The sequence below is a fragment of the uncultured Slackia sp. genome (genome assembly GCF_944321625.1).
In the GTDB taxonomy this organism is placed as follows: Bacteria; Actinomycetota; Coriobacteriia; order Coriobacteriales; family Eggerthellaceae; genus Slackia.
The window spans coordinates 59,736-75,077 of the sequence record NZ_CALUMA010000117.1 but is presented as its reverse complement, the minus strand read 5'-3'; the positions used below and the strand labels follow the sequence as shown (position 1 = coordinate 75,077).

Genomic DNA, 15,342 nt, shown 5'->3' with positions numbered 1-15,342 from the left:
AAGGGCTCCTCCCCGATGCGGCAATGTTGCGGAAGCGGGGGGTGCGGGGAGGGGCACCGCAAGGCGCGCTGGTAGAATACGAGGGTCGAAAGGAGCCGCATGAATCTGAGCGAACTGTCGAAATACCAGGAGGGTAACCGCCTCGAGGCGAAGGATGCGAGGGGCGGCGTGCCGAAGAGTGTCTGGGAGTCCATCTCGGCATTCGCGAATACAGGCGGCGGCGTCGTCCTGCTTGGTGTGGCGGAGCGCCGAGACAAGTCGCTCGAGGTGGTTGGTCTGCCCGATGCGTCTCGCACACTCGAGGACTTCTGGAACACCGCGCACAACCCCGGCAAGCTCAGCCCCTGTGTGCTCTCGAGCGACGACGCCCGCGTCGAGGAGGTTGACGGCAAGGAGGTCGTCGTCATCGAGGTGCCCCGCGCCCGCCGCCAGCTGCGCCCTGTTCACATCAACGGCAATCCCAAGACGGGCACATACCGGCGCGACCACGCCGGAGACTACCTGTGTGGCGTTGACGAGGTGGCTGCCATGTATCGCGATGCCGCCGACGAACCACTTGATGCTGCCGTGCTCGACGATGTTGCCATGGATGCGTTCTACGGAGAAACGGTGCGCACGTACCGCAGGAGCTACGATTTCCACCATAGCCGTAGCGCCTGGTCGAAGCTCGACGACGAGGAGTTTCTCTGCCGCATCGGGGCGGCTGGAAGAGGTCGCGATGGCGAGCTCCACCCGACGAAGGCAGGGCTGCTTATGTTCGGTGAGGAATGGCTCATCCAGCCGGAGTTTCCGCACTATTTTCTTGATTACCGGCAGGAGACGAGCCCCGAGACCCGCTGGCAGGACCGCGTCACTTCACAGACAGCCGGGGAGTGGTCGGGCAACGTGTTTGACTTCTTCCAGCGCGCCTACGAGAAGATGAGGCAGGCGCTCAGGGTGCCGTTCAGACTTGACGAGAACAGCAGGCGCGTCGACGAGACACCTGCTCATGACGCACTCAGAGAGGCTATAGCAAATTGCCTCGTGAACGCCGACTACAACGGTAGGCGTGGCGTGGTGCTGCTGTGGAAGGAGGATGGGTTCCACCTGTCGAACCCCGGCGGGTTCCGCATCCCTATCGAGGATGCTTATATCGGCGGGAGCTCCGATCCGCGCAACGGCACCATGATGAAGATGTTCAACCTGGTCAATATCGGTGAGCGCGCCGGCAGCGGCGTTCCCAACATGGTGGAGGACTGGATGTCCTCGGGATACGGGCGGCCGGTGTTAAGTGAGCGCGTGAACCCCGAGCGCTCAACTATCTTCCTGCCGCTATCGGAATCTTCCAGTGACCGTGAGATTCGACCGGAAGATTCATGGTCCTCTCCTTCGAAGAGGAAGAAGGCCAGCAAGGAGGCTATCAAGAGGTTTCTGAAATTGAACGGAGTATCGAAAACTGCTGAAATCGCATCGGCGATAGGCATGGGGCACTCTTGGACAAGCGAGCTCCTAAAGGAGATGGTAGCCGATGGGGACGTTGTCGCCCAAGGCGAGGCTCGTGCAAGGCGGTACTCAGCAAATGGCTAGCTGCGATTGCGTTGGTTTCTGAAAGAATTCGAAAAGTAGACTAGATAGACTAATCATTTAGTCTATCTAGTCTATGAATTGGTCTATCGGGCTGATTTGGGTCCCCGCATGGGGGTCGTCGAGGGCAAGCTCGTCAATGGATGGTGGCCATTGTATTCGTCATTTCCCATAAGCCGCTCATCAGGCAAATTTGAAAATCAACCGATGAATCATTTGAAAAACAACCGACAAACCATTTGAAAATCAACCGATAGAGCCAAGAGCGCCTTCCTATTCATATATATGTATGCCTTCGTATTCCATATCGCAAAGAGGCTCGCGCGCGTAATCCATTACAGGATTAATGGAACAGCACGGCGCAGAGACGCAATTATCCTACAGCAAGGTTAATCAAATTAATCTTTACGCCAAAGCGAATAGTTGTAGCCCGAATTATCCAGGAATACACCCATTTTCGCGCTCTGAAGTAGGTAAACGACCACCCACCGTTCGGACATAATAGGAATACCGTTCGGCGATTGCCGGAAATAAAGCCTATTTATGGTTCAGTTTAAGCCAATAAAGGTTTACACTTTGAATCTATCTATAGGCACCAAGGGATACTTATGCCCTTTTTAGTGAGTCGTTAGGAAACGGTAAGCATATATGGTGGTCGGAACAGAGGAGAAGAGCAGTATGGGCACCACGGTTAGGAAGAAAGCAGCCGCGTTGGCGTTCGCCTTCGCGCTGGCGATATCGAACTTACGCGTGAGGGAACGTACGTCTTCTACATTCACGAGGTTACGCCCGCAGAGACCGACCGGATTTCTGGCGTCAACTATTCCGGCGCCTGGTACAGCGTGACGATTCCTGTGTACGACAACGCCGATGGCAAGCTGATTGCCGACGAGCCCAATATCAAGATGATCCAGGTTCGCGACGATGCGGGCGAGACGGTCGAAAACGGTGCCGATGTTGAGGTTGCGGCGTTCAAGAACCATTACAACGCAAACGAGGGCACCGCTCACATCGAGGGTGAAAAAGTTTACGAGAATGAGTCCGGTGCCAACGAGCTGATCGACAACAAGTTCACGTTTAAGATCGAGGCTTTGGGCGGGTATGCTACGGAGGACGGCGCTCCGGTCGAGGGTGCGGGCTACGCTATTGATGCCGCTGATGTGCCCATGCCGCAGAATCAGGCCGGCGATCCTGTCACCGAGGTGGGCAATGTGGGTAATCTCTTTGCCTTCCCCGACATCACCTTTGGTCCGAACACCGTGGATAAAACCTATGTGTATCAGGTGACCGAGGTTCGTGGCGACGAGGTCAACATGGAGTATAGCGGCGAGTCGTTCATTGTGACGATTGCCGTAACTGACGACGAGGTAGACGCCCAGGGCAATGCCATCATTGTCGCTACGGTTGCCTATCCCGAGGGTGGCGTGAGCTTTACCAACACGTTCGACCCCGATGATGCCACGCTGAACGGCGCCGACGCTTTGGGCGGCACTAAGGTCATCGACGGCCGTGATTTCAAGGCGGATGAGACCTTTGGCTTCACGCTCAGTTGGCCCGAAGCAACGCAGACCGCTATCGACAATGGCTTGATTGACGTGCCTACCGATACGACCGCGGATGCGACTGCCGCCACCGGCGGCGCATTCTCCTTTGACGAGATCACCTTTACCCGTGCGGGGACCTACGAGTTTATCATTAAAGAAACTTCCCACAACGGCGAGCCGCTGCCTGACACCAGCGCCGAGGGCATGACCTATGACCGCCATACCTGCAACGTCGAGGTGACGGTCGAACTGGGAACGGGCGCCGACGCCGGCAAGCTTGTAGTGACCAAAGTCGACTACGGCACCTACAACCAGCAGCCTGGTAATCAATTCACCAATACTTACGAAGCCGGCATGAACTACGGTGAGGCAGCCGGTGGCCTCGTGGTGGGCAAAACGCTCAACGGTCGCGCCATGACCGCAGGCGAGTTCGACTTCACCATTACTGGCGTGGATTCCGACATCGAGGGCGCCGTGACCGCCGAGGTTGCGAATCAGTGGTTGGGCGAAGGCGATAAATCGTTCTCCAACGATAGCAATTGTGCCGCGGGCGACGAAGACACCATGGCCAAGCTCGGCCTGATGAACTTCACCCAGGATGAGGCTGGCAAAGTATTTGTCTACGAGGTGCATGAGGTTATTCCCGCCGAGGGCTCTGCCGATCGTTTGGGCGGCGTGACCTACGACGATACCGCGTGGACGGTTGCCATTAAGGTTGTTGACGATCTTGACGGCACCATGCATACCGAGACCACCGTGTCCAACGGCACCGACTCCAAGACCTACAACAGCGACAACCTTGACACCGAGAGTGCTCCCAAGGTGACGTTCACCAACACGTACGGCGCTGAACCCACCACCGACGACGTGTCCGGTTCCTTCGCAGGCACCAAGACCTTCACCGGTCGCGACATGGCTCAGGGCGAGACCTTCGACTATACCCTCACGGGAGCAAATCAGTTCACGAGCGACGCGCTTGTTAACGGTGACGTGACCATCAATAGCACCGCCGCGAGCGTGAGCACTCTGGAAGATGGCGTTGCGGGTAGCTTCGGCTTCGGCGATGCAACGTTCAAGGCTGCGGGCACCTATGTGTTCAATGTGACCGAGACTATTCCCGGTAATGCGACCAATGCCGCTGTCAGCGATGGACAAACCGCGTATAACGATGCATCGGCCGAGGACAAGGCCAAGACTGGTTGGGAATACGAGGGCATTACCTACGACAGCCACGCGGGAACCGTGACCATCGTCGTGGATGACAACCTCAAGGGCGAGTTGGTTGTGACGAGCCAGTCGGCTACCGGCATGGAATTCTCCAATTCCTATACCGCCGAACCTGTGACCTTTGGTGTCGATGGGCATTGGGACTTTGCCAAGACCATCGACGGCCGTGACTGGCTTGACACCGACAGCTTCACGTTCCAGATAACTACGGCTCAGGGTACTCCTTTGCCTGACGGCGGCACCGATCTCCAGACCGGATACGGCAAGGTCGTAACCGTCGTTACGCCCGAAGCGGGTGCGGCTGACGGTGAAGAGGTGCCCTTCGACTTTGGAACCATCGAATTCGATTTCAACGACATGATTGGCATGTCTGAGCGTGAATTCAGGTACACCGTGACCGAGCAGCCGTCCACTGTCGCTGGCATTGCGACGTCCGGCGCGACGTACGAGATGGTTGTCACGGTGAAGGACAACGGCAGCGGTCAGCTTGAGATCGTGAGCTGGACGCTCACCCAGAGTGAGAACGACAAGGGCGAAACGCTCGATAATCCTGTCCAGCTGGGCGAGGACGAAACCGCCGTATTCACCAACACTTACTCTGCGGATACCGATGACGTTCTGTTCTCCGGGGCCAAGACGTATGTCGACAACTCGCGTCCCCAGGGAACCGATCAGCTTGAGACCGGCATGTTCACCTTCAAGCTCGAAGCGCTTGGCGGATACGTGACCGATAGCGGATCCGCCAACACTTTGACCATCGCTGCCGCCGATGCTCCGATGCCGGCAAACGCTGCGCAGGACGCGACGACCGTGACCGAGAAGAACGCCGAGGGCGCCTGGACGTTCCAGAACATCACGTTCACGCAGGATGACGACGGCAATACGTATCTCTATAAGATTACCGAGGTTATTCCCGATGACGCGGTGAACCAGGATGTCAATGGCGGACAGACGCGCTATGCGGACGCCAACGACGATGAAAAGGCGAAGGCGGGCTGGAAGCTCAATGGCATGACGTACGACTCCTCTACGTATGTGGCATCCGTTGCCGTTTCCACCACGACTGACGAACAGGCCCACACCGCGCAAATTGTTGCTACGACCACCTACACCAAGGACGGCCAGGAGTACACGGTGACGTCGGAGACCCCGCTTGCGTTCGCCAACTCCTACGACCCCGAGGATGCGGTGCTTTCGGGTGAAACTGCCATCAAGGGCACCAAGACCATGGACGGCCGCAATATCAATGATGGCGAGACGTTCACCTTCGAGCTCACCGCCGCTGATGAGCTCACCCAGGCTGCAGTTAACGCTGGTGTCATAACCATTGCTGACAACAACTGGCGAGCAACTACCGCTGCGGGCGACGGCTCCGCGAACACGGCCGACTTCGCGTTTGGCGATATCACCATCAATAACGTTGGCGTAGCCAGTGGCGACGGCACGTACACCTTCAACGTGCGTGAGATTCTTCCCGTGTCGAGCCAGAACCCCTATCAGGGTGTGACGTACGACACGCACGTGGCGACGGTTACCGTTACCGTGAGCGACCCCGAGACTGCGGGTGTGGGAAGCGGCAAGCTGACCGCCAAGGTGGAGTACAACAACGACACCGAAGGCGTTGTGACCGACGCTGACGCTGGTGAGACCACCAAGGCCGCGTTCACCAACAAGTACAAGGCCGATCCCACCACCGTTGAGGGCGACGCCGACGTGAGCTTCGATTTGACCAAGCAGTTCACCGGCCGCGATGGCAACGACTGGCTGACCACCGACAGCTTCACCTTCGAGCTGCGCGAGTGGGGCAAGGGTACGTTCAACGACGAAGAGCTGACGTTCTATCCGGACGATCCTGCCCAGGCTGCACCTATGCCCAAGGGAACTGCGGAGGGCAGCGAGACGGTTCAGGTGACTATCGACCGCACCGATCGCACCGACGTTGCCAATGGCATCGCGCCGATCGAGTTCGCGCCCATCACCTTTACCGAGGCTGGCGACTACAACTACACCGTGTATGAGGTTGTCCCCAGCGATGGGGATAAGATTCCTGGCGTCGTCTATGACGAGAGCCGTGTCATCAGCATCGTCGTGCGCGTGACCGACGACGGAAATGGCCAGCTCCATGCCGAGGTTTTGAAGCCGCAGGACGAGGAATTTGATTCCGCGAATGGCATCTCGTTCTACAACTACTATGCCGCTCAGTACAACTACGGTCCTGAAGGCACGCTCGACATCACCAAGACGCTCGAGAATCGCGCTATGACTGACGGCCAGTTCAGCTTCACCATCACCGCCACGGGCGACAACGCTCAGGCTGCGGCTGAGAAGCTGGGCATCCAGGACGGCATCTCCGTTGAGGTGACGGCTCCCGCCGCCAACGCGGGCGTGGCTGCTTCGATGAATGACAACCCGTTCGATAATCTGTGGTTCACGCATGAGGACCGCAACATTACCTACACCTATACGGTGGACGAGAACGGTGAGTCCAACGACAACTACACCTACGACGACGAGGTGTACACCGTTGCCATTACGGTGCTTGATGACAACACCGGCACTCTGAAGGTTCAGACCGTTGTGACCAACGCGGCAGGTGAAGAGGTTGTCAACTCCACCTCTTCTGCCGAGGAAGTGAATAAGGTTACGCTGCCGTTCGTCAACACCTACCAGGCGTCTGAGGACACCAAGAAGGTGGAGGCTGATATCAACGGAGCGACGACCGAGGTCAACGGCAAGGTGGTTGGCGTGGGCGATACGCTGACCTACACCATCCACTGGGTGAACGATGCCATGGATGAGAATGGCGTGCCGCAGGCTGCCACCGTCACCGTGACCGACGAGCTGCCCACGGGCATCGAGCCCGCCGAGATTCAGAATGACGGCGTGTACGACGATGCGACCCATACCATCACGTGGGAGCTTGGCGAGCAGGCTGCCGACGCTCAGGGCGACGTGACGTTCACCGCTACGGTGACCGAAGACGCCGTGACTGTTGACGGCATGACCAACGACGCCACCATCGAGGTGGGCAACGACGAGCCCAAGACCACCAATGAGGTCACGGTTGACGTGCCCGAGAAGTCCGTCGAGGAGGCCGGCGACCATGTTGATGGCGAAATCCAGGTGGGCGATAGGCTGACCTACACCATCGAGTACGCGAACAACACCGACGCGACATCCGACGTGACGGTTGTCGACCAGGTGCCCACGGGCATCACGGTTGACCAGTCCACTTTGGGCGGCGGCACGTTTGACGAGGACAGCAACACCATCACTTGGGTTATCCAGAGCGTTGCTGCTGGCGATCGCGGTACCGTGTCCTTCACGGGCGTGGTGAACCAGTCCGCCGTGCACGAGGATGCGAACCTTGACAACAAGGCTTCCATCAAGGTGGGCGAGAACGGATCCGAGTTCTGGACCAATACCGAGCCTGTAACCGTGGGCTCTGGCGAGCTGACCATCTCCAAGGAGATTACGCTCACCGCTGACCAGGGTACCGAGATTGACGAGAACAAGGAGTTCACCTTCACGGTCAACCTCAAGGACGTTGCCGGCAACGCGCTTACCGACACCTATAGCGTGACGTATCAGCGTGCGGCCGGTGCGGAAGACGGCACGCTCGCCTTCGATGCTGACGGCAATGCGACCGTGATGCTCAAGCACAACGAGTCCGTGACCATCAAGAATCTGCCTGAGGGCGCGACCTATACGGTGACTGAGGCTGGTACCGCGGGCTATACGCCCGACGAGGCGAGCAAGACCGGAACCATCCCCACGGGCGATGACAACGCATCGGTCGAGTTCACCAATACCTACACCGCCGACAAGTACGAAGGTGTGCCCGTGGGCTTCGAGCTCACCAAGGAGTTCACGAAGCACGAATGGACCGCTGACTATAGCTTCCAGTTCAAGCTGACCGGTGTGGATAAGGATGGCAACCCCGCTCCGCTGCCCAAGGCTGACGAGGATGCTGGTGTGACGGTCGACGGCGACGCTGCCTACAAGACCGTGGCTGGCCCGCAGGAGAGCGGTTCGGCAACCTTCAACTTCGGCGAGATCGAGTACACGAAGGCCGGCGTCTACACCTACACGGTGACTGAGGTTGAGCCCGATCACGACAGCGAAGCGTACAACCCGGGTATCGACTACTCGAACAACGAGGCAACGATTACCGTGACCGTGACCGACCGTGACCAGTCCGGCGCGTCCATGGGCGCTCTGTCCGCATCGGCAAGCGTCGAGAAGGGTCTGTTCACCAATGAGTATCGGACCGGCTTCATCACCGTTGACGCGGTGTGCGGCCTGGACGTCGTGAAGAACATGACCGGCCATGCCATCGGCGCCGGCGACTTCACCTTCATGATGGAGGGCGCCGACGATGAGTCCATTGCGCGCATGAACGATGGTGATCCGGTCGAGTTCGCCACTGCTGGTGCTGATCTTGGCACGGGCGCGGATGACAACACCGCAACCGAGACCGTTGAGCCCAAGACCGACATGATGTTCGGCATCGATGACGTTGGCCATACTTACACTTATAACGTGTACGAGGTCATCCCCGAGGGCGCGGTTGACAATGGCGACAACACGTGGACGCTCAATGGCGTGACCTATGACGGCACGCAGCACACGGTTGCCTACGACGTGACCGAGAACGGCCGCGGCGGCCTGCTTGTGGAAGTGTTCGTGGACGGCAAGAGCTGCGGCTACGTCACCGGCTCTATCGCAACGCTTTCGCTGACCGAGCAGCCGACTATTACCTTCAATAACAGGTACGACGCTGGCGATATCACCGTCGGCGGCGAGGATGGCGTTGAGTTCGTAGGCGGCAAGGAACTTGCCAACCGCCCGCTGGAGGACGGCGAGTTCACGTTTGACGTGTATGACGCCAATAACGGCTGGGTCACCAGTGGCACGAATGCTGCCGATGGCACCATCACGTTCGGTGGCATCACCTACGACATGGCCAAGCTGAATGCCGATAGGGCAAACGACGTGGCCACGGCGACGACGAACGACGACGGCTCGACGGTGTTCGAGTACATCTACAACATCGTTGAGGACCAGTCCGACTTCGAGATGGATGGCATCAGCACCACCACGCCGAGCATCAACGTGACGGTTCAGGTGACCGATGACGGCAAGGGCAACCTTACCGCTCAGGTCGTCACGCCGGTCGAGGATATCCAGTTCAAGAATATCTACGGCAACGGCGAAGGCGGAACCTACGAGAGCAATCTCACCGGCTCCAAGCTGTACGTGAACAACGGGCTTGAGAACGCTCCCGACATCGAGGGCCTCTACACCTTCACGGTGACGGTGCCCGAGGGCGCTCCCGAGCCTGAGCTCATGAGCGCGAACAACGACGCTGACGGCAACGTTGACTTCGGCGTGATTGAGTTCACGATGGACAACGTGTTCACCGAGGCGGACGCGTACGACGAAGACGGCACGCGCACCAAGACGTTCGAGTACGTGGTCACCGAGTCCGGCAACGTGGAAGGCGTGGACAACGACTCCATGGATATCCGCACCATCACCTACACGGTGACGGATATGGGCGACGGCAGGCTTGATGTCCAGAAGACGCCTGCGCCTGATGCGCGCGAGGGCAAGGACTTCACGTTCACCAACACGTACGACGTGGATCCCGAGGATTCCAGCCTGACGGGCGACGGCGGCTTCAGCATCACCAAGACGCTGAACTCCAACACCAGCCGCACGCTGAGCGACGGTGAGTTCAGCTTCACGCTGACCGACGTGGCAACCAAGGAGGTTGTTGCTACCGCCACCAACGCCGCCGACGGCACGGTGAACTTCCCCGCTATAACCTTCAACGAGCCCGGCACGTACAACTACAGGCTGGAAGAGGTTAAGGGCGACGCTCCTGGCGTGACCTACGATACCGACTGGTATGGCGTGACGGCATTCGTTGAGGATAACGGCGACGGTACGCTCGGCGTCGAGTGGGTCATCGAGGGCGTTGAGCCCGGCGCTCCTGTGGTGTTCGAGAATACCTACGAGGCCGATCCGTCGAGCATCACGTTCGGTGCGCTCAAGACGCTGACCGGTCGTGACATGGTTGAAGGCGAGTTCACCTTCGAGCTGACCGACCCGGAGGGCAATGCGGTTACCGCCACCAACACCGCGACGGGTAGTGTGGTGTTCCCGACGGTCGAGTTCACCGAGGAGGGCACCTACGAGTACACGGTGTCCGAGGTTCTGCCCGCAGATGACGATGCTGCCACCGAGGGTATCCAGAAAGACGGTGTGACCTACGACGAGAAGATTTGGACCGCGACGGTTACTGTGGTCGACAATCCCGAGACGGGCGTGCTCGAGGCCACGGTTAACTACGGCAATGGCACCAAGCTTGCCGAGTTCCACAACACCTACGTGGAGCCCGAGGAGCCTGTTGCTCCTGCTCCCGAGGAGCCGGCGGCCGAGCCTGAGGAGCCCAAGTTCGCTCAGACGAACGACTCCACGCCGTGGATGCTGATCGCCGGCATCGCCGTGATCGCTGCCGCAGCCGTGGCCGTGGGCGCCATCGGGCTGCTCTGCACCCGCCGCCGCTAAGGCACACGCGGCAGGGCCGGACGCGCCTCACCAGGCGGGCGCCGGATGACGTTTCGCCGAGAGATTGCCTGCCGGCAGCCGCGCGGGCGTGAGCGAGCGGTCCCATAGCGAGCCTTCAGCAAGGCCCGCGCCATAGCAAGCAAGAACCCCGCTCCGGCGGGGTTCTTTTTGTGCGTATAACGGCAGAACTCGATTCCTTATGGCATGCATATGCATGCCTGTGTCCCTAAGAGTAAAAACGCAAAGTAATGAGCAGAATGAACTTCGCAAGAGTAAGAAGCATCGGATATTGCGAAGTTTGAGAATCGTCTGGGTTCGCAATAAGAGTCTGTGGATGGCGGTCAAAAAATGCAGATACGGTACGCTTGCTTTGAGCGGATGATAAGTAAATCATTACAGCAATGACCGATATCTATCCCGAAAAGATCTCGGAAATATATCGGAATTTCGAGATATATATCGGAATTCCGATATAATGTCGAAAATTCCGATATAAGACAGGATGGCGATGTCATGGCTGAGATTCCTGCGAAAGAGTCCCTCACTATAGAATTTAAGAGCGACAGAAAGACCATTTCAGATAACGTAATAGTTGAAGAAGTGGTTTCGTTGGCGAATACCGATGGCGGAAGTTTGTACATAGGGGTAGAAGATGATGGGGAGGTTACGGGTGCGCAGCCTCAGCATCGCAACCCCGTTCAAATCATGGCGCTCGTTGCGAACAAAACTGTACCATCGGTTTCGACGAGAGTTCGCATTATAGATGCCGACTTGCCGGTGTTGTGCATAGAGGTTCCGCGCTCTCAAAGCGTAACGGCCACTGCATCGGGGAAAATCCTAAGACGCCGACTCAAAGCGAACGGCGAACCTGAAAGCATTCCCATGTATCCCTATGAGATAACGACACGCTTATCTGATCTGGGGAAACTTGATTTTTCTGCTCAGCCTGTCCTCGATTCGAGCAAAGAAGACTTCAGCGCCCTTGAGCTGGATAGACTTCGAGGCATAATAGAATCGTATGCGGGTGGAGAGAAGAATTTGCTTGAGCTTTCAGATGATGAGCTCATGAAGGCGCTAAGGCTTACGACGTCGGTTGGGGAAGATGAGGTTCCTACGCTAACGGGAATTCTGCTGATTGGCAAAAAGGAATCTATATCTCAGCTGGTTCCTACGGCAGATGCGGTGTTCCAAGTTATGCAGGGTACGGATGTCAAAGTTAACACCGAATATCGGGCGCCACTTCTCGCAACGATCGAAGCGATAAACAAGGCAATCGAGCCATGGAACCCAATCACTGAGATTGCCCTAGGGTTATTCAATGATCCTGTTCCAGCATTTGACCGTCGAGCGATTCGCGAAGCTCTGGTGAATGCGTTTGGACACAGGGATTATTCGGTTTTGGGAAGAGTCAGGGTGCTTATTGACGACGCAGGCCTCACTATCTCCAATCCGGGCGGGTTTGTTGAAGGCATATCGATTGAGAACCTCTTGACCGCTGATCCACACGGGAGGAATCCCTGCCTGATGGATGCGTTGAAGCGTGTCGGATTAGCTGAGCGTACGGGCAGAGGCATTGATCGAATTTTCGAAGGATCATTGCGATACGGCAGGCCTCTTCCCGATTACTCCGATTCCACAAGCGGGAAAGTGAGTCTATTTATCGCTCGAGGCAATCCCGATGTGGAGTTTATAGAGATGATAACGAGGGAGAGCGAACGTACGGGTTCGCAGCTGTCTCTCCAATCGCTGCTTGTCTTGGATGCTTTGAGAAGAATGCGGAGGGCGGAGTATGTCACGCTCAAAAACGCTTTAGACATCCAGAGTCCTCGACTGCGTCAAGTGCTGGAGAACCTCATAGAGTTTGGCCTGCTAGAGGCGTCGGGCGCGGGGGAGCGTCGGACGTATATGTTGAGTTCTCGAGTGTACAAAATGACGGGAAAAACGAAAGGGTACGTTAGGCAAACCGATATAGATAAGGTTCGATACCCGGAGCTGATTATGAAACTTGCAAAACAGCAGGGGAGAATCACCACGTCGGATGTTGTGGATCTGCTTCATCTTGACAAAGAGAGGGCATATTACGAGATTAAGAAGCTCATAAAAGAAGGGAAACTGAAGAAGGCCCAGGATGGTCCAAAAGCTTTCTACATCCCAAGGTGACAATAATTGAGGGATTTGCTGCGCTACGTCGATGGGTCGTGCAAAGACCGCCGTCTGTCTCGAAAAGATCTCGGAAATATATCGGAATTTCGAGATATATATCGGAATTCCGATATAGGTGTTCGAGATAGGGAACGGAGACGGTTGGTTTCCCAAGTGTTGTCAGGGGTAATGAGGTTGCCGACGGGCGCTGCCGGCTTTCGAGAATTCCTGATTCATTGGGCGCGGCGGGCGTACTCGTTGCGGGGTCGTATATACTTGCTGAAAGCCCTCCAGGCGGTCGCGCCGAAGCGCGAGGTTGCTTTGCTGGAAGGCGAACGCAACTGGTATGAAGTTTCGCCGGCAGTGCGGTCAATCGCGGTGCCGAGCGCCAACAGTAAGGAGTCATCGATGTCCGAGAACACCGTTGAAAACGAAGTTATGGAAGTGCCCGAGATTGACGAGGAGCTGGAATCGCTGCTCATCCAGGTGATCGAGGAGGCGCGCGGCAAGATGGAGCAGGGCGAGGTGTTCCCGCCGTTCACCGCCGCCGTGGTGGGCGACAAGCTGTTCACCGAGACGCACGAGGGCACCATCGACGAGTGCTTCGACTCCGCGCGCGATGCGGTGCTCAACGCTGCCGGCGCACGCCTGTACGCGTTCTGCTATGACGGCTACATCGACACCGACGAGGGCGACAAGGACGCCATCATCGCCGAGGGCGGCGTCGCGGGCGATGCGCAGGCCGTGGCCGTGGGCATGATGTACGCGGTTGACGAGGAGGGCGCCGTCACCGATTTCGATGACGAGGTCGTCTACATCGCCGAGACCGATAACTTCCTGGCCGATGCCGAGCCTGTCGCCAAGGACGAAGAGGCCGCTGAGGACGAGGGCGCCGAGGAGGACGAGGCGTAGGCTTCGATAGGACGTGGGACGCAGGCCCCGATAGGACGTGGGACGTAAGCCGCGGTAGGCGTGGGCGCTTCCCCAACCAAGCGAAGATGCACGTCAGTTATCCAGGGCGCAATCTTCGCAATGGCATTCCGCCATCAACAACAAGGCCGTCAGCCAAAAGCTGACGGCCTTTTGTGTGTGGGTAAATGGGCTATTAGAAACGGTCTCGGCTGACTGCGCCTTAAGAATCAAGCGCATACTTCATGATGCGACGTGCGGTATCGAGGCTGACTTTTGAGGTATCGTTTTTATTCAAATACGCATACACGTTGCCCATGTTGAGCCCAAGATCCTTGCAGAGCCTATAGCACGTTACGCCTGACGCCTGAAGCGCAGCAACGGTTTTTTCGCGCATGAGCCCGGCGATTCTGCGCTCATTGGCCACACCGTGTTTTGCTGCCTGGTATGCCAGCCACACCTTCTTGAAGCGGGAGTTATCGGGCAAGGGGCCAAAAACCGCAGCAAGAGCCTTATCGCTGTTCGGTAGCGACGGACCTATTGCGGCGCGCGCCTCCTCACAAAGCTGTTCGACCCATGTTCCACCGGCCAGGGAGGTGACATGCGAAAACTTGTTTTGGGCGGATGCGTAAAGAACGACCGCTTCTGCCGCACGCGGGGAATCGTGCAGCGCCGCAGCAAGCAGCTTCTTGAGATTAGATGTTTCAAGCCTGGTCAGCTCTCTGCAATACGATTTAAGAAACCCCTTGAACGTTAAATTCATTTTCTGTACTCCTTGCGATACTCCTCATAAACAGAAACCATCTCTTCATATCTGCGAGGAGAAAGGGCGGACGCTTTGGCTTCGTTATCGTCATAAACAAGACAGTCAAGTAAATCCCAGTTGACCTGTTCTAAAAATGCTTCGCTCGTCAAGTCAGCTATATCATTTGGCCTCCATCCATACAGTTTCATAACTGCAAGGTCTTCTATGGACGGGGTCTTGAAGGCCACTGTTGCTGTTTTCACGGGAATATCAAGGAGCCTGTCTTCGAAGTTGTAGGGAATGGAATCCATGTATGCCATGACGGCTCCATTCACTTCGGGATAGTGGGAGATGATTTCACGCAGACGCTCATCGACCATGAATACGTCTATGTCATGGGTGGAGGGGCGTGATGTGAGGTCACGTAGTACAAATGCTCCTCCGCCAACAATGACTACACAGGGCTTTTTATCGGGTGTAACACTTTCAAGTGATAAAGACGCTTCTTCGTCGATTAGCTCAAGAATGTGAACGAGATTACCTTTATTCATGAGAACACCTTATTATTAATCATCATCAATAATAATATATATTATAGCATGAGAGAAGGCGTGTGTTTGCAGCGTTGCGGGAAAC

At 56.9% G+C, this 15,342-nt stretch carries 6 protein-coding genes; 4 read left to right on the top strand and 2 right to left on the bottom strand.

Annotated elements, in window-relative coordinates; all coding sequences use genetic code 11:
- Nucleotides 1–99: 99 nt before the first annotated feature.
- The 4 genes from Q0J60_RS09890 to Q0J60_RS09875 all read left to right on the top strand — a co-directional run bounded on the left by Q0J60_RS09890 (nt 100) and on the right by Q0J60_RS09875 (nt 13,964).
- Nucleotides 100–1,566, top strand: a complete 1,467-nt coding sequence (locus Q0J60_RS09890) for an RNA-binding domain-containing protein (protein WP_294441098.1) — start codon at nt 100–102, stop codon at nt 1,564–1,566.
- Nucleotides 1,567–2,300: 734 nt separating this feature from the next.
- Nucleotides 2,301–10,910, top strand: coding sequence for a Spy0128 family protein (locus Q0J60_RS09885; protein ID WP_294441164.1), 8,610 nt, complete (start codon nt 2,301–2,303; stop codon nt 10,908–10,910).
- Between the two features lie 513 nt (nt 10,911–11,423).
- Nucleotides 11,424–13,070 (top strand): RNA-binding domain-containing protein, encoded by a 1,647-nt coding sequence (locus tag Q0J60_RS09880; protein ID WP_294441096.1) that lies wholly within the window; start codon nt 11,424–11,426, stop codon nt 13,068–13,070.
- Nucleotides 13,071–13,460: 390 nt separating this feature from the next.
- Entirely contained in the window at nt 13,461–13,964 is a 504-nt protein-coding gene (locus Q0J60_RS09875) for a hypothetical protein (RefSeq protein WP_294441094.1), read from the top strand.
- Between the two features lie 220 nt (nt 13,965–14,184).
- Here Q0J60_RS09875 and Q0J60_RS09870 read toward each other — a convergent pair whose 3' ends face one another.
- Together Q0J60_RS09870 and Q0J60_RS09865 are read right to left on the bottom strand one after the other, a co-directional pair.
- Nucleotides 14,185–14,724, bottom strand: a complete 540-nt coding sequence (locus tag Q0J60_RS09870) for a hypothetical protein (RefSeq protein WP_294441092.1) — start codon at nt 14,722–14,724, stop codon at nt 14,185–14,187.
- Nucleotides 14,721–15,257 (bottom strand): DUF6036 family nucleotidyltransferase, encoded by a 537-nt coding sequence (locus tag Q0J60_RS09865; protein ID WP_294441090.1) that lies wholly within the window; start codon nt 15,255–15,257, stop codon nt 14,721–14,723. The genes Q0J60_RS09870 and Q0J60_RS09865 overlap by 4 nt, the downstream gene beginning before the upstream one ends.
- Nucleotides 15,258–15,342 lie beyond the last annotated feature (85 nt).